A 20,461-nucleotide genomic window follows, 5' to 3' on the forward strand; every position below is an offset into this window, starting at 1 on the left:
AGGAAGACCATGAACCTGTCCAACCAAGTCGCACTCGTCACGGGCGCATCGCGCGGCATCGGCAAGGCCATCGCCACCGAACTGGCGCGCCAGGGCGCGAAGGTGATCGGCACGGCCACCACCGAAGCGGGCGCCGAAGCGATTTCCGCCTACCTGGCCGGCATCGGCCCGGATGCGGGCAAGGGCATCGTGCTGGATGTAACCGATGCGCAGCGCTGCGGCGCCGTCATCGACGAAGTGAGCAAGCAATCCGGCGCGATCGGCATCCTCGTCAATAACGCCGGCATCACGGCCGACCAGCTGGCCATGCGGATGAAAGACGATGAATGGGACAAGGTCATCGCCACCAACCTGTCCGCCGTGGGCCGGCTCTCCCGCGCGGTCCTGCGTGGCATGATGAAAGCCAAGACTGGGCGTATTATCAATATCACCTCGGTGGTGGCCTCGTCCGGTAATCCGGGCCAAATGAATTATGCGGCAGCCAAGGCCGGCGTCGAAGGCATGTCGCGCGCGCTGGCCCGGGAAATCGGCAGCCGCAACATCACCGTGAATTGCATCGCACCGGGTTTCATCGATACGGACATGACGAAGGTCCTGGGCGAGGAACAGCATGCGGCCCTGCTCACGCAGATCCCGCTGGGCCGCCTCGGCAAGCCCGAAGATATCGCCGCGGCGGTGGCTTTCCTGGCCTCGCCGGGTGGCGCATATATTACCGGCACGACATTACACGTGAATGGCGGCATGTACATGGGGTAATAAGGAAGCATGAGGAATTGAACGGTTTTGCGTGGGGTAATATGCGCAATCCCGTTTTTTAGCAGCGATTTCGGTAAAGCTGAGCACAGAAGCCGAAATTAGTTTTTCAGCGCGCAAACCTGATAAAATGCGCGCTTTCCGTAACATACACACAATGGAGCCATAACATGTCCGATATCGAACAACGCGTTAAGAAGATCGTCGCCGAACAACTGGGCGTCGCCGAAGCCGACATCAAGAACGAATCGTCTTTCGTCGATGACCTGGGCGCCGATTCCCTCGACACCGTTGAACTGGTAATGGCACTGGAAGACGAGTTCGAGATGGAAATCCCTGACGAACAAGCTGAAAAGATCACCACCGTGCAGCAGGCTATCGACTACGCGACCAACCACGTCAAGGCCTAAGTTCGTAGCAACAGCAGCAAAGATCGACTCCAGGAGAATCGCTTGAGTTCCAAAAACCGTCGTGTGGTGGTTACCGGCCTCGGTTGCGTGTCCCCGATCGGCAATACGATTGCCGAAGCGTGGAACGCGATCACCGAGGGCAAATCCGGTATCGCCAACATCACCAAGTTTGATGCCAGCGCGTTCTCGACCCGCTTCGCCGGCGAGGTCAAGAACTTCAACGTCGAAAGCTATCTCGACGTCAAGGAAGCCCGCCACATGGATGCGTTCATCCATTTCGGCATGGCTGCGGGTATCCAGGCGATCCAGGATTCCGGTCTGGTCGTCACCGAAGAGAACGCCGATCGCATCGGCGTGATCATCGGCTCCGGCATCGGCGGCCTGCCGATGATCGAAGAACAGAAAGCGGATTACGACAAGCGCGGTCCGCGCCGTATCTCGCCGTTCTTCGTGCCGGCCTCGATCATTAACATGATCTCCGGTAACCTCTCGATCAAATACGGCATGCGCGGTCCCAACCTGGCGATCGTCACCGCATGCACCACCGGCCTGCACAGCATCGGCGCGGCAGCGCGCCTGATCGAATACGGCGATGCCGACATCATGGTGGCCGGCGGTGCCGAATCCACGGTGTCGCCGCTGGGCCTGGGCGGCTTTGCATCCGCCCGTGCGCTGTCGAGCCGCAACGACGATCCCGCGACCGCTTCGCGTCCGTGGGACCAGGATCGCGACGGCTTCGTGCTGGGCGAGGGCGCCGGCGTGATGGTGCTGGAAGAGTACGAGCATGCCAAGGCGCGCGGCGCCAAGATCTACGCGGAATTGCTGGGCTTCGGCATGAGCGCGGATGCCTACCACATGACGTCGCCGCTGGAAGATGGCAGCGGTGGTGCCAAGTCGGCGATCGCGGCCATGAAGAACGCCGGTATCAATCCCGACCAGGTGCAATACCTGAATGCGCACGGCACGTCCACGCCGCTGGGCGACGCGGCCGAAGTCACCGGCATCAAGTATGCATTCGGTGACCATGCCAAGAGCCTCGTGGTGAGCTCGACGAAGTCGATGACCGGCCACCTGCTCGGTGGTGCCGGCGGCCTCGAAGCCGTGTTCACCGTGCTGGCGATCCACCACCAGGTGGCACCGCCCACGATCAACCTGTTCAACCAGGATCCGGCGTGCGACCTGGACTTCTGTGCCAACGTCGCCCGCCCGATGGCCATCCAGTATGCCGTCAAGAACTCGTTCGGCTTCGGCGGAACGAACGGCAGCCTCGTGTTCGGAAAAGTTTGAACTTCCCCTGCTCACTCCGGTCATACCGAAGTGAGCGCCAGTGGTCCGGCGGCTGACTGTTGACATGATTGTCGACGGTCAGCCGCCGCGGCCTGCCGGTGCCGGCATTCGTCGGCACCGATCGCCCGGCAAGAGGCCGGCGCTTCCTGTTTTTTCCAGGTCATCGGCTGATCCAGCACGCGACATCCGTCATGCGCTGATCCGTCATTTGCTGATTCGTCATGCGCCGCCGTCATGTGCTGATTCGTCATGCGTTGATCCGTCATGCCTGATCCGTCATGCACTGACGCCTCGCGCATTGCTGCACCCCGTGTTTCATGTCGTCGCCCTGAGCGTTGTCACGCCATTGCCATGTCCATCGCCATTGCCGCCGTCATCCGTCCATCGCGCGCCTTGCACTTGGCGCAGGTAGCGCTGTGCGTGGCCGTGCTGGCCTGCGCGGCCTGGTCGGGGCCGGGCATCGCAGGCGCGTTCCTGCTGGCCGCTGGCGTTGTGGGAGCCGCTTCCGGACGAGCTTTTGTCAAGCCGGCGCGCATTGATATTTCGGCTGTCGGGCAAATCCGCCTGGCGGTATACCACCAGAGGGATGCGCAGCACGCGGGCATGGGGCAAAGCGTGCGGCTGCTGCCGGGCTCCACAGTATGGCCCGGCCTGTTGCTGTTGCGCTTGGAAAGCGAAGCGGGCAAGGCTGGCCGTGTGTACTGGCTGATCGTGCTGCCCGACAGCGCTGCGCTGGACGTGCGGCGCCGGCTGTCGCTGGCGGTGCGTGCGATTGCCGTGAATGCGGCGGGCGATAACGGCGCCGCTAAAAAAATCCTGTAAACCCCCGAACCAATTACCTCGCACCGCCTCTATAGCCATATGGAGCGCCGGCGCTGCAGGCCACCGAGGGCTAAGGTGTGACGACAGACCGTGAAAGCGATCAACTGCTGGTCGAGCGAGTCCAGGCAGGTGAGCGGCAGGCATTCGACTTGCTCGTGTCGAAGTATCAGCGCAGGCTGATGCGGCTGGTGTCGCGCATCGTGCACGACCCCGCCTCGGCGGAAGACGTGGTCCAGGAAAGCTTCATCAAGGCGTTCCGTGGCCTGCGCCATTTCCGTGGCGATTCCGCTTTCTACACGTGGCTGTACCGGATCGGCATCAACACCGCCAAGAATTTTCTCGTCACGCAGAGCCGGCGCACCACCGCGGCGCCTGCCGATGCCGAGAGCGCGGCGGCACTGGGTGAAATCGATGGCCTGCGCGACATCAACACGCCGGAGTCCATGCTGGCCAGCAAGCAGATCGCGGAAACGGTCAATGCCGCGATGGAGGCGCTGCCCGTCGATTTGCGCACGGCGATCCTGCTGCGCGAAATCGAAGGCCTGAGTTATGAAGAGATATCGGAAATCATGTCATGCCCTATCGGAACCGTACGCAGCCGCATTTTCCGGGCGCGTGAAGTGATCGCCGACAAATTGCGCCCACTCCTGGATGTGCCGGTTGACAAGCGCTGGTAGGCCTCCGAAACTGACAGTTCAGCCCGTTTGATCATCGTTATTTTTTCCGCCCAGGGATATGTCATGGAAACCCCGACCCGCCTCCAGGAAAACATCTCGGCGATGGTGGACAACGAATTGCCGGCGTCCGAAGTCGAGCTGACCCTGGCCGCCTTGTCCGAGCCGGATGGGCTTGCCGCCTGGCGCATGTACCACCTGGTCGGCGATGCTTTGCGCGCGCACCAGCCGGAAGCGGAGCTCTCCGCCAGCTTCGCCGAGCGCCTCGCCGAGTGCCTCGCTGCCGAGGAATTGCCGGGCCGTCCCGCCGACCCAGCCGTGCGCGAAGGTCCCGCAGCCGTCACGCTGCCCTGAGCGCATCGTCTGCTTCCCGGCTGCCGCGCGGCCGCGCCAGCCTTCCGCTTCCCGGCTGCCATGCGGCCGCACCAGTCTTCCGCATTCTGGCCGCCGCACGGCTGCGCCAACCGTCCATTGCCCCGGCTGGCGCCACGTTACAGCGCGCTACAAATCTCCTCTTGAAATTTGTTATCAGCTGCAACATCTTGTGCGTGCTGCAACTTCAGCTTTTCGCTTACCATACAGCGGAGCCTCCGGCTTGCGTTGCGCCCTGACCCATACCGAAAACAGACATTCTATGAAAACCAATATCTCTGCTGGTAACAAAACCTTGTCGGCGCTGCTGGTCAGCGCGGGTATCCTGTTTGCACCTGCCATGACCGGTCTGGCACCCGTCCACGCCGCGCCGGCGACTGGCGCCGTGGCGGGGCTGCCCGATTTTGCCGACATGGTGGAGAAAGTCGGTCCGGCCGTCGTCAATATCCGCACCACCGAGCGCCAGCGCATGCGTCCCCCCGGTGCCGAGGATGAGGAAATGCAGGAATTCTTCCGCCGCTTCTTTGGCGGCCAGATGCCCACCCCGCGCCGCGAAGGCCAGCAGCCGCGCGGCAACCGCCAGCAGCAGCAGATACCGCAGGAGCGCGAAGTGCAGCGCGGCGTTGGTTCCGGCTTCATCATTTCCGCCGACGGCTATGTGCTGACCAATGCGCACGTGGTGGCCGGTGCCGATGAGGTCTATGTCACGCTGACCGACAAGCGCGAATTCAAGGCCAAGGTGCTGGGCTCCGACGCGGGTACCGACGTGGCCGTGCTGAAGATCGACGGTTCGCGCCTGCCGGTGCTGACGATGGGCGACTCGAACCGGATCCGCGTCGGCGAATGGGTCGTGGCCATCGGCTCGCCGTTCAACCTGGAAAACTCGGTCACCGCCGGCATCATCTCGGCCAAGTCGCGCGACACCGGCGAATACCTGCCGCTGATCCAGAGCGACGTGGCCGTCAATCCGGGCAACTCGGGCGGGCCGCTGATCAATATGCGCGGCGAAGTCATCGGCATCAACTCGCAGATCGCCACGCTGTCCGGCGCCTATAACGGCATTTCGTTCGCCATTCCCATCGACGAGGCCATGCGCGTGGCCGACCAGCTGAAGAAATCCGGCAAGGTCACGCGCGGCCGCATCGGCGTGCAGATCGGCGAAGTCACGCGCGACGTGGCCGAATCGCTGGGCCTGAAGGATGCTCGCGGCGCCGAAGTGTCGATGGTGGAAGAGGGCGGCCCGGCATTCAAGGCCGGCCTGCGCCCCGGCGACATCGTCACCAAGTTCAATGGCAAGGACATCGAGCGTTCGTCCGACCTGCGCCGCCTGGTCGGCAACACGGCCCCGAATACCCGTGCCACCATCACGGTCTGGCGCCAGGGCAAGGCGGTCGACCTGCCTGTCACCGTTGCCGAGCTCGAGTCCGACCAGCCACGCGGCGCCCGCGGCGAAGGCAGCAAGCCATCCGGCGAAGGCGCGGCCAATGCGCTGGGCCTGAAGGTGACCGACCTGTCCGCCGCCGAGAAGAAGGAGCTCGGCGTGCAGGGCGGCGTGAAGGTGGCCGCGGCAGAAGGCGTGGCGGGTGGCGCCGGCATCCAGGAAGACGACGTGCTGCTCCAGCTGAACAACTCGCCGATCATCGACGCCAAGCAGTTCAACGCGCTCGTCTCGAAACTCGATCCGAAGCGCAATGCGGTCGTGCTCGTGCGCCGTGGCAACCTGGCGCGCTTCCTGACGCTGCGCCCGGCCCCGGCACCGGCACCGAAGTAAGCGACAGGCGGCATGGACGGCCATTAGGCCGCCCATGCCGCGCAGGCATACCCGCGCGTTGCGCCCTCCGCATACCTCCATGCATTTCACACTCTATTCGCGCAGTTATTGCCACCTGTGCCAGGACATGCTCGATGCCCTCCTGGCATTGCGCACGCCTGGCCGGTCGTTCACCGTCGACGTGATCGACGTGGATGCCGACCCCGCGCTGGTGGCCCGCTTTGACGAGCTGGTTCCCGTGCTGTACCGCGGCGAGGAGCAGCTGTGCCATTACTTCCTGGATGAACCAAAGGTATCGGCCTTGGTCGCGGCAATCCCGCATTCATGAGTTTTTAAGCCCGCGTGGACGCCCGGGGCGTCAGATTTCGGGCTTTCCACTCTGAAATCCGGTAAAATGCCAAGGGTTTTCCTTGCACGTTTTCTCGAAAGGCGCTCGGCAGGGCTTTCCCCGCCCAGAGCGCCTTTTGTATTGGCCGCATCATTGTTGGCCTTCACGCCGTTTTTATCGCCGTTTTATAAATGAACAACATTCGCAATTTTTCCATCATCGCCCACATCGACCATGGCAAATCCACGCTGGCGGACCGCATCATCCAGCTGTGCGGCGGCCTGTCCGATCGCGAAATGGAAGCCCAGGTGCTCGATTCGATGGACCTCGAGCGCGAACGGGGCATCACCATCAAGGCCCAGACGGCGGCGCTGAAATACCGGGCGCGCAATGGGGAAATCTACAACCTGAACCTGATCGACACGCCGGGCCACGTCGACTTCTCGTATGAAGTGTCGCGCTCGCTGTCCGCCTGCGAAGGCGCGCTGCTGGTCGTCGACGCCTCGCAGGGCGTCGAGGCGCAGACGGTGGCCAACTGCTACACGGCGCTGGACCTCGGCGTCGAGGTGGTGCCGGTGCTGAACAAGATCGACTTGCCGAACGCCGATCCACCGTCGGCGATCGCCGAGATCGAGGACGTGATCGGCATCGAGGCCGGCGACGCCGTGCACTGCTCGGCCAAGACGGGCCTGGGCGTGGAAGACGTGCTGGAATCGATCATCGCCAAAGTGCCGCCGCCGAAGGGCGATCCGGCCGCGCCGCTGCAGGCGCTGATCATCGACTCGTGGTACGACCCGTATGTCGGCGTCGTCATGCTGGTGCGCGTGGTCAACGGCACGATGAAGCCCAAGGAAAAGATCCTCCTGATGGCCACGGATTCCGTGCAGCTGGTGGAAGACATCGGCATCTTCTCGCCCCGTTCGGTATCGCTGCCGCAACTGTCGGCGGGCCAGGTGGGCTTCGTGATCGCCGGCATCAAGGAACTGAAAGTGGCCCGCGTGGGTGACACGATCACGACCGCCGTCAAGCCGGCCGAGGCACCGCTGCCCGGCTTCAAGGAAGTGCAGCCGCAGGTGTTTGCCGGCCTGTTCCCCGTGGAAGCAAACCAGTACGACGCGCTGCGCGACTCGCTGGAAAAGCTGAAATTGAACGATGCCGCGCTGATGTACGAGCCGGAAGTGTCGCAGGCGCTGGGCTTCGGCTTCCGCTGCGGCTTCCTGGGCCTGCTGCACATGGAAATCGTGCAGGAGCGCCTCGAGCGCGAGTTCGACATGGACCTGATCACCACGGCGCCCACGGTGGTGTACGAAGTGGAACAGCGCGATGGCTCCATCCTGAAGGTGGACAACCCTTCGCGCATGCCCGATCCGTCGCACATCAACGATGTGCGCGAGCCGATCGTCACCGTCAACCTGTACATGCCGCAGGAGTACGTGGGTTCCGTCATCACGCTGTGCATCGCCAAGCGCGGTGTCCAGCTGGACATGGCCTACCACGGCCGCCAGGTGAAGCTCGTGTATGAAATGCCGATGGCCGAGATCGTGCTGGACTTCTTCGACAAGCTGAAATCCACGTCGCGCGGCTATGCGTCGATGGACTACGAGTTCAAGGAATACCGCTCGGCGGACGTCGTCAAGGTCGACATGCTGATCAACAGCGAGAAGGTCGACGCGCTGGCCATCATCGTGCACCGCGCCAATGCGCCGTATCGCGGCCGCCAGGTGGCGGCGAAGATGCGCGAACTGATCCCGCGCCAGATGTTCGACGTGGCGATCCAGGCCGCGATCGGTTCGAACATCATCTCGCGTGAAAACGTCAAGGCGCTGCGCAAGAACGTGCTGGCCAAGTGCTATGGCGGCGACATCTCGCGGAAGAAGAAGCTGCTCGAGAAGCAGAAGGCGGGCAAGAAGCGCATGAAGCAGGTCGGTTCCGTCGAGATCCCGCAGGAAGCGTTCCTGGCAATCCTCCAAGTGGAAGAAAAATGACATTGCAAAGCATCCTCGGCAATTTTGCGCTGATCCTGTTCGTGCTGATGGTGGTAACCGGGATCATCTGGGTCCTGGACGTGTTTTACCTGGCGAAACAACGCCGCGCCGCCGCCGACAAGGCGCTGGCAGACTACGATGCCCGCACGGCCAAGCTGACGGCCGACGGCATCAAGGTCGACAGCAATGCGCACAGCCGGGCCCAGATCGAGCAGGCGCTGCTGCGCCAGCCGACGTGGATCGAGTATTCGGGCAGCTTCTTCCCGGTGATCGCGCTGGTCTTCTTCCTGCGCTCCTTCCTGTTCGAGCCGTTCAAGATTCCATCGTCGTCGATGGTGCCCACGCTGCTCGTGGGGGACCTGATCTTGGTGAACAAGTTCACGTATGGCATTCGCCTGCCGATCGTGAACCAGAAGATCATCCAGCTCAACGACCCGCAGCGCGGCGACGTGATGGTGTTCAAGTACCCGATGGACATGAGCCAGGATTACATCAAGCGCGTCGTCGGCGTGCCGGGTGATAAGATCACTTATGAAAACAAGCGTTTGACCGTGAACGGCAAGCCGATCAGCTACGTGGCGCAAGACGATTACCTGGAAGAAGAATCCCTGAACTACAAGAAGCAGTTCAAGGAAAACCTGTCCGGGACCGAGCACCGTATCCTGAACGACGACCGCGCGCCCACGCTGAACCTGTCGGACGTGCGCGATTTCCCGAACAAGGAAGCCTGCACGTACACGTATGACGGCTTTACGTGCACGGTGCCGGCAGGAAATTACTTCATGATGGGCGACAACCGCGACAACAGCGCGGACAGCCGCTACTGGGGCTTCGTGCCCGACAAGAACATCGTCGGCAAGGCGGTGGCCGTGTGGATGAACCTGTCCAGCATGAGCCGGATCGGCGGTATCCAGTAAGGAGCACGCATGCGTGAACGTGGCAGGCAGGGTGGCATCTCGCTGACCGGTTTGATCGTGGTGCTGGCGCTGATCGGCGTGATCGGCGTGCTGGCGATGAAGATCCTGCCGACCTACACGGAATACCGCGCGGTCAACGACGCGATCGCCAAGGCCAGGGCGGCAGGCGGCACGCCGCAGGAGATGCGCGCCGCGTTCGACCGCAGCGCCGAGGTAAACTACATCAGCTCGATCAGCGGTCGCGACCTCACGATCGAGCGCGTCAATGGCGAACTCGAAGTTTCCTTCGCTTACGACAAGAAAATCCACCTGGCCGGGCCGGCCAGCGTGCTGCTCGAATACAGTGGATCAACCGCGAAGGGTGGCCAGGCCACCGCCGAGTGACACGACAGACAGCACAGACAGGACAGACAGGACGATGAATCTACAGTTATTGCAAACCAGGCTGGGCCACACGTTCGGGGATGCTGGATTATTGCAGCAGGCCCTGACCCATCGCAGCCACAGCAGTTTGCATAACGAGCGCCTGGAATTCCTCGGCGATTCGATCCTGAACTGCGTCGTTGCGTCGATCCTCTACGAGCGCTACCTGCAGATCGACGAAGGCGACCTGTCCCGCCTGCGCGCCAACCTGGTGAAACAGCAGTCGCTGTACGAGATCGCGCAAAAGCTCGAACTGTCGCAATTCCTGCGGCTGGGCGAGGGCGAACTGAAATCGGGCGGTTTCCGCCGGCCATCGATCCTGGCCGACACGCTCGAGGCCTTGCTGGGCGCGATCTTCCTCGACGCCGGCTTCGATGCGGCGGCGAAAGTGGTGCGCTCGTTCTATATTCCCATCCTCGACACGGTCGACCCGCGCACCCTGGGCAAGGATGCCAAGACGCTGCTGCAGGAGTTCTTGCAGAGCAAAAAGATTTCGCTGCCGCTGTACAACGTGGTGGCCACGCACGGCGCCGCGCACAGCCAGGAATTCGAAATCGAGTGCCTGGTGCCCAAGCTGGGCATCCAGGTCTATGGCCGGGGCGGCAGTCGCCGCGCCGGCGAACAGGCAGCCGCCAAGCTGGCGCTGGAAGTGGCCGAACAGGCTGCGCAAAAGGCGCCTGCCGCCGCGCGCAAGAGCAAACCCCGTGCCGCGCAGCTCAAGCTTGCGGGCATCGCCACCGTCCAGGGCGGCGATGCGGCGGAAAAGAAGCTCGCCAACAAATAACCGAGAAACAACATGACTGACGCCACCACGCCCGCAGGATTCCGCTGCGGCTACATTGCCATCGTCGGCCGCCCCAATGTGGGCAAGTCGACGCTGATGAACACGCTGATCGGCGCCAAGGTCAGCATCACCTCGCGCAAGGCGCAGACGACGCGCCACCGCATCACCGGCATCCAGACGCTGGCCGATGCCCAGTTCATCTATGTCGACACGCCGGGCTTCCAGACGCGCCACGCGAACGCGCTGAACAAGACGCTGAACAAGACCGTCACCGGCACGCTCGATTCCTCGGACGTGATCCTGTTCCTCGTCGAGGCGGGCACATTCGGCGACGCCGACCAGCAAGTGATCGACCTGCTGCCGAAAGACGTGCCCGTGATCCTCGTGATCAACAAGTCCGACCGCGTGAAGGACAAGGCCGTGCTGCTGCCGTTCGCGCAGCAGGTGGCATCGAAATTCGATTTCGCCGCCGTGGTGCCCGTCTCGGCCAAGCTGCGCTTCCAGCTCGACGGCCTGCAGAACGAAATCAAGCGCCTGCTGCCGGAAAACGACCCCGTCTTCGGCGAAGACGACATCACCGACCGCAGCGAGAAATTCCTCGCCTCCGAGATCGTGCGTGAAAAACTGTTCCGCTTCGTCGGCGACGAGCTGCCGTACACGAGCACCGTGCTGATCGAGAAATTCGAGCAGGAAGGCAACCTGCGCCGCATCTTCGCCGCCATCCTCGTCGAGCGCGATGGCCACAAGTCCATGATCATCGGTAACAAGGGCGCCCGGCTGAAGGAAGTCTCCACCCAGGCCCGCCTGGACATGGAAAAGCTGTTCGGCGGCCCGGTCTACCTGGAGATCTGGGTCAAGGTCAAATCCGGCTGGGCCGACAACGAAGCCGGCCTGCGCGCCTACGGCTACGAATAAGCGGGCCATGGCGAAGCGCCAACCCATGGCCGAGCCCGTGTCCACCTTGGGGTCAGGCCTCGAAGCGGACACGAACTCGGCCGCAGGCGTTCGGAGTACCGCCACTGCCGACCCCGTGTCCACCATGGGGTCAACCCCGAAATCGGACACGAACCCGGCCGTTACCAGCGGCGCGCCCCTCGCAGTGCGCGACAACGCCGTGTCCTACCTGCTCAAGCAGTCCCCGGCGGCCGCGCCCCCGCAGCAGGTCCGCAAGCGCACCGCGCCCCGCACGGTGGGCACGCGCGTCACCGCCCAACCGGCCTTTGTCCTCCACAGCTATCCGTACAAGGAAACCAGCCTCATCGTCGAGCTGCTGACGCGCGACTTCGGCCGCGTGGCACTGATCGCGAAAGGCGCCAAGCGCCCGCATTCGCAGTTGCGTGGCGTGCTGCAGACCTTCCAGCCCGTGTCGGCCGGCTGGACCGGCAAGAACGAATTGCGCACGCTGACCGATGCCGACTGGGTCGGCGGCTTGCTGCCGCTGGAAAAGACGGCACTGCTGTGCGGCTTCTACCTGAACGAGCTGCTCGTGAAACTGCTGGCGCGCGACGATGCGCATCCCGCGCTGTTCGACCATTACGTGTCGACGTTGAACCAGCTGGCCCACAACGAACCGCCGCCGATCGTCTTGCGAAAGTTCGAAGCGGCCTTACTTAAGGAGACTGGCGTGGCCGCCGACCTCACGCGCTGCGCCGACACGCGCGGCAAGGTGAAGGCCGGCGTGCAATACGTGGTCGACCCCGACCGCGGCCCACGCCCTGCCATGGACGCCGACACGGCGCCGCGCGTGGCGGGCAAGACATTGCTGGACATGGCGCGCGAAGATTACGCCGACCCGGCCACGCAGGCGCAGAGCAAGCAGTTGATGCGCTTCCTGCTGGCCCACCAGCTGAATGGTGCGCCGCTGAACACGCGCCAGATTTTGATCGACCTGATGCAACTTTAAAAACAAGAGACCATGAGCTTCCTGCACCCCTCCGGCACGATGATCGACCTGGGCGTCAACATCGACCACGTCGCCACGCTGCGCAATGCGCGCGGCACCAAGTACCCCGACCCGATCCGTGCCGCGCTGCTGGCCGAACAGGCCGGCGCCGACTGCATCACGCTGCACCTGCGCGAAGACCGTCGCCACATCAAGGATGACGACGTGATCCGCATGGCGCCGCAGCTCGTCACGCGCATGAACCTGGAAGCGGCGGTCACGCAGGAAATGATCGACTTCGCCTGCCGCATCAAGCCGGCGGACGTGTGCCTGGTGCCGGAAAAGCGCACCGAGATCACCACCGAGGGCGGGCTGGACGTGGTGCGCTTCCACAAGGAGGTGGCCGCCGCGGTGAAGCAGCTGCAGGGCGAGAACATCCGCGTCAGCCTGTTCATCGATGCCGACGAAGCGCAGATCCAGGCCGCGGCCGACGTGGGCGCGCCCGTCATCGAACTGCACACGGGCGCCTATGCCGATGCCGAAGGCGAGGAGCAGTTGCGCGAACTCGAACGCGTGCGCAATGGCGTGCAATGGGGCGTGCGGCACGGCCTGAAGGTCAATGCCGGCCATGGCCTGCACTACACGAACGTGCAGGCGATCGCCGCCATCCCGCAGATCGAGGAACTGAACATCGGCCACGCGATCGTGGCCCACTCGGTGTTCGTCGGTTGGGAAAACGCCGTGCGCGAAATGAAGGCCATCATGGTGTCCACCCGCCTGGGAGCCCGATGATCCACGGGATCGGCACCGACATCTGCAAGGTGCCCCGCATCGGCGAAGCGCTGGCCCGCTCGGGCGAACGCTTCGCACGCCGCGTGCTCGGTCCCGAGGAAATGGCGGTGTTCCGCGAGCGCAGCGAACGCAATCCCGTGCGCGGCGTGCGTTATGTGGCCACGCGCTTCGCGGCCAAGGAAGCGTTCTCGAAAGCGCTGGGCCTTGGCCTGCGCCCGCCCATGACATGGCCCGCCGCCCAGCTGCTCAATGATGCGCTGGGCAAGCCGTGCATCGTGTGCAGCGGCGATCTGGAACAATACATGGCGCACCACCGCCTGGTGGCGCAGGTGTCCGTCAGCGATGAAGAGGAATACGCGGTCGCGTTCGTGATCGTGGAGAAGCGTGATGAGTGAGATGAAGGAAGACAGCACGGCGGGAACAACGGCGGCAACCGTCGTGGCAATGGCGACCGGCATGCCCACGCAGTCGGCGCGGGAGCAGGTGCTGGCGACAGTGGCCAAGCTGCCGAATCTGCCCGGCGTGTACCGCTACTTCGACGCCGAAGACAAGGTGCTCTACGTGGGCAAGGCGCGCGACCTGAAGAAGCGCGTGTCGAACTACTTCCAGAAAAACCTGTCGAGCCCGCGCATCGCGATGATGGTCGAGCGCATCGCGAGGCTGGAAACAACGGTGACGCGCAGCGAAGCCGAAGCGCTGATCCTCGAGAACAACCTGATCAAGTCGCTGCAGCCGCGCTTCAACATCCTGTTCCGCGACGATAAATCGTACCCGTACCTGAAGCTGACCGGGGACGCGGTGCCGCGCATGGTGTACTACCGCGGCGCCGTCGACAAGAAGAACCAGTACTTCGGGCCGTTCCCGTCCGCGTGGGCGGTGAAGGAATCGATGCAGATCCTGCAGCGTGTGTTCATGCTGCGCACCTGCGAGGACAGCGTCTACCAGAACCGCACGCGCCCGTGCCTGCTGAACCAGATCGGCCGCTGCAGCGCGCCGTGCGTGGGCGCCATCAGCGCCGAGGATTACCGGGTCGACGTGAACAACGCCGCCCGCTTCCTGCGCGGCCGCACCACCGAGGTGATGGAAGAGCTGCAGCAGAAGATGCACGGCTACGCGTCAAACCTGAAATTCGAGCAGGCCGCCGCCGTGCGCAACCAGATCCAGTCGCTGTCGAAGGTGCTGCACCAGCAGAGCATGGAAACGTCCGATTCGGACGTGGACATCATCGCCGTGGTGGTGCAGGGTGGCCGCGCCTGCGTGAACCTGGCCATGGTGCGTGGCGGGCGCCACCTCGGCGACCGCGCCTACTTCCCCACCCACGTGATGGATGCGGAAGCCGTGGCCGAGCTGCCGATGGACGTGGAGGTGCTGTCGGCCTTCCTCGTGCAGCACTACACGGAAAAAACGATCCCCGGCGTGCTGATCCTGAACATCGAATTCGACCAGCCGGAACTGATCCTCGCCTTGCAGGAGCAGTGCGGCCACCGCATCAACCTGCTGTTCCAGCCGCAGGGCCAGCGCCGCCAGTGGCTCGAGCTGGCGCAGAAGGGCGCCGAGATCGCGCTGGCGCGGCTGCTGTCCGAACAGGGCTCGCAGCAATCGCGCACGCGCGCGCTGGCCGACGTGCTGGGCCTCGAGAACGACGACCTTGAAACGCTGCGCGTGGAATGCTTCGACATCAGCCACACGATGGGCGAGGCGACGCAGGCCTCGTGCGTGGTGTTCCACCACCACCAGATGCAGAACGGCGAATACCGCCGCTACAACATCAACGACATCACGCCCGGCGACGATTACGCGGCGATGCGCCAGGTGCTGATGCGCCGCTACGAGAAGGTGGCCAACGGCGACGGCGTGATGCCGGACGTGGTGCTGATCGACGGCGGCAAGGGCCAGGTGGAAATGGCGCGCCAGGTCTTCGTGGAACTCGGGCTCGACATCGGCCTGATCGTGGGCGTGGCGAAAGGCGAGGGCCGGCGCGTGGGCCTGGAAACGCTGATGTTCGTCGATGGCCGCCCGCCGCAGGAACTGGGCAAGGAATCGGCCGCGCTGATGCTGGTGGCGATGATCCGCGACGAGGCGCACCGCTTCGCGATCACCGGCATGCGTGCCAAGCGCGCCAAGACGCGCCAGACGTCCACGCTGGAAGAGATCGAGGGCATTGGCGCCAAGCGCCGCCAGCGCCTGCTGGCGCGCTTCGGCGGCCTGCGCGGCGTGACGAATGCCAGTGTCGAAGACCTGATGTCCGTCGAGGGCATATCGGCCAAGCTGGCCGAAGAAATCTACCGGCGGCTCCACTGAAAGCGCGCAGGGCAGGGCGGCGACTGTCCTGCTGAACCGTGCTTGCTGGTATTACCCCGGTCGGCAAGGTAGACTAGCGGCGCGTTAGCACAATTCCTACACCGCCGCCTTTAAGCTTCTATGCCATTCAACATCCCGATCCTGCTGACCTGGCTGCGCGTTGCGCTGATCCCCCTGGTCGTGGGCGTGTTCTACCTCCCTCCGTCATGGCTTCCCCTGCAGGACCGCAACCTCGCCGCCACCGTCGTGTTCATCGTGGCCGCCATCACCGACTGGTTCGATGGCTTCCTGGCCCGCCGCTGGAACCAGACCTCGGCCTTCGGCGCCTTCCTCGACCCGGTCGCCGACAAGCTGATGGTGGCCGGCGCGCTGCTGGTGCTGGTGCAGCTGGACCGCTGCAATGCGATCCTCGCCTTCATCATCATCGGCCGCGAGATCACGATCTCGGCACTGCGCGAATGGATGGCGCAGATCGGCGCATCGAAATCAGTGGCGGTGAACTCGATCGGCAAGATCAAGACGGCCGCGCAGATGACCGCGCTGCCGGCGCTGCTGTACTACGACGTGATCTTCGGCGCCGTCGACACGCGCTTCTGGGGCGAGAAGCTGCTGTGGCTGGCCAGCGTGCTGACCGTGTGGTCGATGTTCTACTACCTGAAAAAGGCCTGGCCGCTGATCAAGGAACGCTCGGGCAATTTGAACTAAACAGTATTTTTAGTTTCTCCCTTGACAGGCCATTTCGATCCTCTATAATGCTGGCCTGTTGTTGATGACAACGCAGCAGCAAGCACGAAGCGGGAGTAGCTCAGTTGGTAGAGCGCAACCTTGCCAAGGTTGAGGTCGAGAGTTCGAGACTCTTCTCCCGCTCCAGAAGGCGCTTGAATGTTTAGTGTTGAGTCAACAATTCGCTGGGCATCGTTTGATGTTTCTGCGATAATGTAGTGCTAGATGCGTGCGGTTCCTGAAATGCGGGAGTAGCTCAGTTGGTAGAGCGCAACCTTGCCAAGGTTGAGGTCGAGAGTTCGAGACTCTTCTCCCGCTCCAGTCGAAAGACCGGGGCAGCAGTAAAGGTAGTCACTCCAAGCGGGAGTAGCTCAGTTGGTAGAGCGCAACCTTGCCAAGGTTGAGGTCGAGAGTTCGAGACTCTTCTCCCGCTCCAGTCGAAAGACGGGCAGCAGTCAAAGCAGTAACTCCAAGCGGGAGTAGCTCAGTTGGTAGAGCGCAACCTTGCCAAGGTTGAGGTCGAGAGTTCGAGACTCTTCTCCCGCTCCAGAATTCCTGGGTTTCAGATCATAACCGGCTGAAATCCCGATGCAAGTCTCCTCCGGCGAGGTAGCAAAGCGGTTATGCAGCGGCCTGCAAAGCCGTCTAGACGGGTTCGACTCCCGTCCTCGCCTCCAAGATTAGTGACTAGCGAATGCTAGGCAAATCAAAGACAGAGCCCACTTCGGTGGGCTTTTTCTTTTGTCAGCAAGCTTATACGGAACGCTGGCCTGCGCTTCCTGATGAACCGGTACCAGCTTCACTAGGCCATCTGCCCTTCCACCAGCCGTTCGAAGACTTCGCGGGTCACGGCCTTCGAGTAGAAGTAACCCTGGATGTAGTCGCAGCCGATGGCTGCCAGCGCGTCGCGCTGCGCGCCCGTCTCCACGCCTTCGGCGATGGCCTCGATGCCGAGCCGGTGCGCCAGGTCGACGATGGCTTCGGTGAGCGCCTTGTCGCCGCTGTCGCCGGGCAGGTTGTCGATGAACGACTTGTCGATCTTCAGGTAATCGATCTCGAACCGCTTCAGGTAGGACAGCGCGGAAAATCCGGTGCCGAAGTCGTCGATCGACACCTTGGCCCCGGCGGCATGCAGCGTGCCGAGGCAGCGATTCACCTGCTCCGCATCGTGGACCAGCACCCCTTCGGTGATTTCCACGGTAATGCTGTGGTGGGGCAGGTCCGCCCGGACCACGCGGTCGAGCCAGGACAGGGGGCCGCGCTGCTCGAATTGCGATGGCGAGATGTTGACGCTCAGTTCGATCACGCGGCCGTAGGTCCGTTGCCACCGCTGCACGCTGGCGATGGCTTCCTCCACCACCCACTCGCTGAGCTCCCGGATCAGCCCCGCCTCTTCCGCCAGCGGGATGAACAGCGCGGGACTGATCATGCCGCGTTCCGGATGGCGCCAGCGCAGCAGCGTCTCGGCCTTGCGGATGCTGCCCGTCGCGACTTCGACGATGGGCTGGTAGTACACGGCCAGCTCGTGCCGGGCCAGCGCCTGGCGCAAGTCGTTGGTCAGCAAGTACTTCACATGCGCCCGCTCGTGCAACTCCGGCATGAAATACTGGAATTGTCCGCGCCCCGCTTCCTTCGACAGCCGCACCGCGTGCTCGGCATGCCTGACGAGCTGGATGGCGTCGCTGCCATTTTCCGGATAGACGCTGATGCCGACGCTGGCGGAGACGTAGGCCACGCCGTCCGGATCGAGGGGCAGCGGCGCGGCGACGGCATCGATCACGGCCTGGGCCAGCGGCTCCGGGTGGAGTTGCCGGTCGACTTCGTGGATCACCAGCGCGAACGCGTCGCCCCCCAGGCGCCCCATCGTGGCATCTTCCGGCAGGCACGCGGCGATGCGCCGGGTCAGCTCGATCAGCGCCCGGTCGCCCTGGGCGGCGCCGAAGCTGTCGTTGATGTCGCGGAAGCGGTCGAAGTCGAGCAGCAGCGCGGCCAGCGCCTCGCCGGCGCCGTGCGCCTTGCGGATGTCCTGTTCGAGACGGTCGAGGAACAGCCCGCGGTTCGGCAACCCGGTCAGCGCGTCGAAGTTGGTCTGGCGCCAGATCAGCTCATCCTTCTGCTTTTGCGCGCTGATGTCGTGGAACTGGATCACGTGGCGGAAGATATTGCCGTCCGGCTGGCGGATCACGCGGATATCCACACACTTGGTGGTCTCGGTGCCGTCGGCGTTGCGGTCCAGCACTTCGCCCTGCCACTGGCCATCGGCCACCAGGTGCTGCCACAGGTGCGCATAGAAGCCGCTGTCGTGCACGGCCGACTCGAACAGCCGCGGGCGCGTGCCACGGGCCGCGGCCAGTGACATGCCGGTCTGTGCCGTGAATGCGGGATTGACGTCGACGATGCGGTTGTCGCCATCGGTGACGACGATGGCTTCCGGGCTGGTCTGGTAGATCAGGTTTGCCATGCGCATCGATTCTTCCAGCGCGCGGCGCTCGGTCACGTCCTGCACCGTGCCGCGCAGCTTGACAACCCGCTCGCCGTCGAGCACGGGACTGCACAGCATGCGTACCCAGGTGCGCGGACCCGGCGCCTCGAACTCCAGTTCCAGGTCGAACGGCTTGCCGTGGGCGATGGCCGCCGCGCAGGCCCGCCTGGCCACTTCCCGGTCGCTCACTTTGCAGCAGCCCAGGAAAAGTTCCAGCGTCAGCGGCCGGTCCGTCACGGCATGGCAGATGCGTGCCACCTCGTCGGTCCAGCGCAACAGTCCGTCGACCGGGTCGAGCTCCCACGCGCCGATGCGGGCAAGCGCGCTCATTTCCTGCAGCAGCCTGTCCTGCTCGAACAGCAGGCGTTCGCGCTCGCGGCGCTCGGTGATGTCGCGCGCCACGCCCAGCACGCCGAGCACCGTGCCGTCGGCGTTCAGAACGGGGGTCTTGATGGTTTCAAACACGCGCCCGCCGGCCCGGCCGGGCAGCGCCACAAGGTCTTCCGCCGTGAGCGCGCGGCCGGCCAGCAGGGCGGCGATGTCGTCACGCCGGAAGCGCTCGCCCGTCACTGCGCCGAACAGCGCGACATCATCCTTGCCGATGATCTCTTCCCTCGGCCGGTCCAGCAGTGCCGTCAACTGCCGGTTGCAGGCCTGGTAGATGCCCGCGGCATCCTTCAGCCAGATCAGGTCCGGACTGCTCTCGATCAGCGTGCGCAGTTGGGCCTTCTCGTACTCCAGCTCACCGGTGCGTTTGCGTACCGCCCTGCGCATCGACACCAGCCAGGCCCCCAGCAGCAGGACCAGCCCGCCCAGCACGGCCAGCGCCTGCAACAGGGGGCGCCCGTAGCTGGCGAAGCCCAGCGGGCGTCCCATCCATTTGTCGTGCAGGGCGGCGATGTCGTCGGGGCTGATACGGGCCATGCCGCCCTCGACCAGCGCCAGCGTTGCCGCGTCGCCCTTCCTGACCGCCCGGCGCACCTGCGTTTGCGCGACTTCGACCGTCTTCACGTAATCGTCATGCACGCCGAGCCGGAAGAAATCATAGTTGGCCGCGTTGTCGTCCATGCACAGCAGCTTGACGCTGCGATCGGCAAGCCCGGCAAGCAGCGCCTGGTACGACATGGTCCGGACGTCGACGCGGCGGCGTTGCAGCCGCTCGACGCAGGCATCGTCGACCTGCACGGTGACCGCGAATCCTTTCAGGCTGGCGAAATCATGGATGCCGGTGATGGCCCGATGCGCATAGATCGATGTCGTCACGTCCGCATACGGCGCGGAGAAATCCAGGTACGCGGTGCGCCCTTCGGTGTGGAAAATGGTGTCGGCCACGTCGACCCGGTTTTCGCGCAGCAGCCGCTGCACATCGGGCCAGTCGACCGGATACAGTTCGACTTTTACGCCGGTCTGCTGCTCCCACAGGCGCCACATGTCGACCGAATAGCCTTCCAGCTTGCCGTCCGCATTACGGAAGGCAAACGGCGGGTAGTTCCGTTCCAGGACCACGCGCAGGGGTGCGGCGAAGGCGGCGGCGGGCACGCAGAGAGCGCACGCCAGCAGCATACGGACGAGCGGAACAACGATGGCCATGCCGGCCTGGCGAAGCGTGCGCACGTTATGAAGAACCGGTCATTCACCTGGCCAGCGAAGCGGTGAGACGCTGTCACCAGGGAATGCAACTGAAAGTAAACAACAGGGTACCGCATTGCGACCGTCAAGGACGCATTGCACGGATTTATTCTCGCCGGATACGCT

20 protein-coding genes and 5 tRNA genes are annotated in these 20,461 nt (G+C 63.7%); 23 read left to right on the forward strand and 2 right to left on the reverse strand.

Going from position 1 to position 20,461, the window contains the following annotated elements; all coding sequences use genetic code 11:
• The first annotated feature begins 9 nt into the window (after nt 1-9).
• The 3 genes from fabG (at nt 10) to fabF (ending at nt 2,450) form a co-directional block, all read left to right on the forward strand.
• Nucleotides 10-756 carry a 3-oxoacyl-ACP reductase FabG gene (gene fabG, locus EWM63_RS22120; RefSeq protein ID WP_130188464.1) on the forward strand — a complete coding sequence of 249 codons (747 nt, stop codon included), beginning with the start codon at nt 10-12 and terminating at the stop codon, nt 754-756.
• 167 nt (nt 757-923) lie between these two features.
• Nucleotides 924-1,163, forward strand: coding sequence for an acyl carrier protein (gene acpP, locus EWM63_RS22125; RefSeq protein ID WP_130188465.1), 240 nt, complete (start codon nt 924-926; stop codon nt 1,161-1,163).
• Between the two features lie 42 nt (nt 1,164-1,205).
• A complete protein-coding gene (fabF, locus tag EWM63_RS22130; protein ID WP_130188466.1) occupies nt 1,206-2,450 on the forward strand; it encodes a beta-ketoacyl-ACP synthase II in 1,245 nt (414 codons plus the stop codon).
• A 20-nt stretch (nt 2,451-2,470) separates the two neighbouring features.
• Here the strand turns inward: fabF and EWM63_RS22135 are convergent, their stop codons facing one another.
• A complete protein-coding gene (locus EWM63_RS22135) occupies nt 2,471-2,716 on the reverse strand; it encodes a hypothetical protein (RefSeq protein ID WP_130188467.1) in 246 nt (81 codons plus the stop codon).
• On the opposite strand from EWM63_RS22135, the gene EWM63_RS22140 reads away from it, so the two are divergent.
• The 20 genes from EWM63_RS22140 (at nt 2,715) to EWM63_RS22235 (ending at nt 16,901) form a co-directional block, all read left to right on the forward strand.
• On the forward strand, nt 2,715-3,272 hold the full coding sequence (locus tag EWM63_RS22140; RefSeq protein ID WP_130188468.1) for a hypothetical protein: 558 nt from the start codon (nt 2,715-2,717) through the stop codon (nt 3,270-3,272). The two genes, EWM63_RS22135 and EWM63_RS22140, sit on opposite strands and share 2 nt — an antisense overlap.
• Before the next feature lie 77 nt (nt 3,273-3,349).
• Nucleotides 3,350-3,949 (forward strand): RNA polymerase sigma factor RpoE, encoded by a 600-nt coding sequence (rpoE, locus tag EWM63_RS22145; protein WP_130188469.1) that lies wholly within the window; start codon nt 3,350-3,352, stop codon nt 3,947-3,949.
• Between the two features lie 63 nt (nt 3,950-4,012).
• Nucleotides 4,013-4,300 carry a sigma-E factor negative regulatory protein gene (locus EWM63_RS22150; RefSeq protein ID WP_130188470.1) on the forward strand — a complete coding sequence of 96 codons (288 nt, stop codon included), beginning with the start codon at nt 4,013-4,015 and terminating at the stop codon, nt 4,298-4,300.
• Nucleotides 4,301-4,580: 280 nt separating this feature from the next.
• Entirely contained in the window at nt 4,581-6,089 is a 1,509-nt protein-coding gene (locus tag EWM63_RS22155; protein ID WP_130188471.1) for a DegQ family serine endoprotease, read from the forward strand.
• A 79-nt stretch (nt 6,090-6,168) separates the two neighbouring features.
• Complete coding sequence (locus EWM63_RS22160; protein WP_130188472.1) at nt 6,169-6,417, forward strand: glutaredoxin family protein; 249 nt, start codon at nt 6,169-6,171, stop codon at nt 6,415-6,417.
• Nucleotides 6,418-6,608: 191 nt separating this feature from the next.
• Complete coding sequence (gene lepA / locus EWM63_RS22165; RefSeq protein WP_130188473.1) at nt 6,609-8,402, forward strand: translation elongation factor 4; 1,794 nt, start codon at nt 6,609-6,611, stop codon at nt 8,400-8,402.
• The gene (lepB, locus tag EWM63_RS22170) at nt 8,399-9,319 is read left to right on the forward strand and encodes a signal peptidase I (RefSeq protein ID WP_130188474.1); all 921 of its coding nucleotides are present in this window, start codon (nt 8,399-8,401) and stop codon (nt 9,317-9,319) included. Before lepA ends, lepB begins: the two co-directional genes overlap by 4 nt.
• Before the next feature lie 9 nt (nt 9,320-9,328).
• A complete protein-coding gene (locus tag EWM63_RS22175; protein ID WP_130188475.1) occupies nt 9,329-9,703 on the forward strand; it encodes a DUF4845 domain-containing protein in 375 nt (124 codons plus the stop codon).
• Nucleotides 9,704-9,737: 34 nt separating this feature from the next.
• Complete coding sequence (gene rnc / locus EWM63_RS22180) at nt 9,738-10,526, forward strand: ribonuclease III (protein WP_130188476.1); 789 nt, start codon at nt 9,738-9,740, stop codon at nt 10,524-10,526.
• 12 nt (nt 10,527-10,538) lie between these two features.
• Nucleotides 10,539-11,441 carry a GTPase Era gene (gene era / locus EWM63_RS22185; RefSeq protein ID WP_130188477.1) on the forward strand — a complete coding sequence of 301 codons (903 nt, stop codon included), beginning with the start codon at nt 10,539-10,541 and terminating at the stop codon, nt 11,439-11,441.
• A 124-nt stretch (nt 11,442-11,565) separates the two neighbouring features.
• On the forward strand, nt 11,566-12,429 hold the full coding sequence (gene recO, locus EWM63_RS22190; RefSeq protein ID WP_130190540.1) for a DNA repair protein RecO: 864 nt from the start codon (nt 11,566-11,568) through the stop codon (nt 12,427-12,429).
• Between the two features lie 12 nt (nt 12,430-12,441).
• Nucleotides 12,442-13,200 (forward strand): pyridoxine 5'-phosphate synthase, encoded by a 759-nt coding sequence (pdxJ, locus tag EWM63_RS22195; protein ID WP_130188478.1) that lies wholly within the window; start codon nt 12,442-12,444, stop codon nt 13,198-13,200.
• Entirely contained in the window at nt 13,197-13,595 is a 399-nt protein-coding gene (gene acpS, locus EWM63_RS22200) for a holo-ACP synthase (RefSeq protein ID WP_130188479.1), read from the forward strand. The genes pdxJ and acpS overlap by 4 nt, the downstream gene beginning before the upstream one ends.
• Nucleotides 13,596-13,656: 61 nt before the next feature.
• Nucleotides 13,657-15,501 carry an excinuclease ABC subunit UvrC gene (gene uvrC, locus EWM63_RS22205; protein WP_130190541.1) on the forward strand — a complete coding sequence of 615 codons (1,845 nt, stop codon included), beginning with the start codon at nt 13,657-13,659 and terminating at the stop codon, nt 15,499-15,501.
• Nucleotides 15,502-15,621: 120 nt separating this feature from the next.
• The gene (gene pgsA / locus EWM63_RS22210; RefSeq protein ID WP_130188480.1) at nt 15,622-16,206 is read left to right on the forward strand and encodes a CDP-diacylglycerol--glycerol-3-phosphate 3-phosphatidyltransferase; all 585 of its coding nucleotides are present in this window, start codon (nt 15,622-15,624) and stop codon (nt 16,204-16,206) included.
• 89 nt (nt 16,207-16,295) lie between these two features.
• Nucleotides 16,296-16,371: transfer RNA gene (locus tag EWM63_RS22215), tRNA-Gly, on the forward strand.
• Nucleotides 16,372-16,469: 98 nt separating this feature from the next.
• A tRNA-Gly gene (locus EWM63_RS22220) sits at nt 16,470-16,545 on the forward strand.
• Nucleotides 16,546-16,584: 39 nt separating this feature from the next.
• Nucleotides 16,585-16,660: transfer RNA gene (locus EWM63_RS22225), tRNA-Gly, on the forward strand.
• A 37-nt stretch (nt 16,661-16,697) separates the two neighbouring features.
• Nucleotides 16,698-16,773: transfer RNA gene (locus tag EWM63_RS22230), tRNA-Gly, on the forward strand.
• 54 nt (nt 16,774-16,827) lie between these two features.
• Nucleotides 16,828-16,901 (forward strand) — tRNA-Cys (locus EWM63_RS22235).
• 125 nt (nt 16,902-17,026) lie between these two features.
• On the opposite strand, the gene EWM63_RS22240 is transcribed toward EWM63_RS22235, so the two are convergent.
• On the reverse strand, nt 17,027-20,296 hold the full coding sequence (locus EWM63_RS22240) for an EAL domain-containing protein (RefSeq protein WP_130188481.1): 3,270 nt from the start codon (nt 20,294-20,296) through the stop codon (nt 17,027-17,029).
• Nucleotides 20,297-20,461 lie beyond the last annotated feature (165 nt).

It is taken from the genome of Pseudoduganella lutea, from assembly GCF_004209755.1.
GTDB lineage: Bacteria > Pseudomonadota > Gammaproteobacteria > Burkholderiales > Burkholderiaceae_D > Rugamonas > Rugamonas lutea.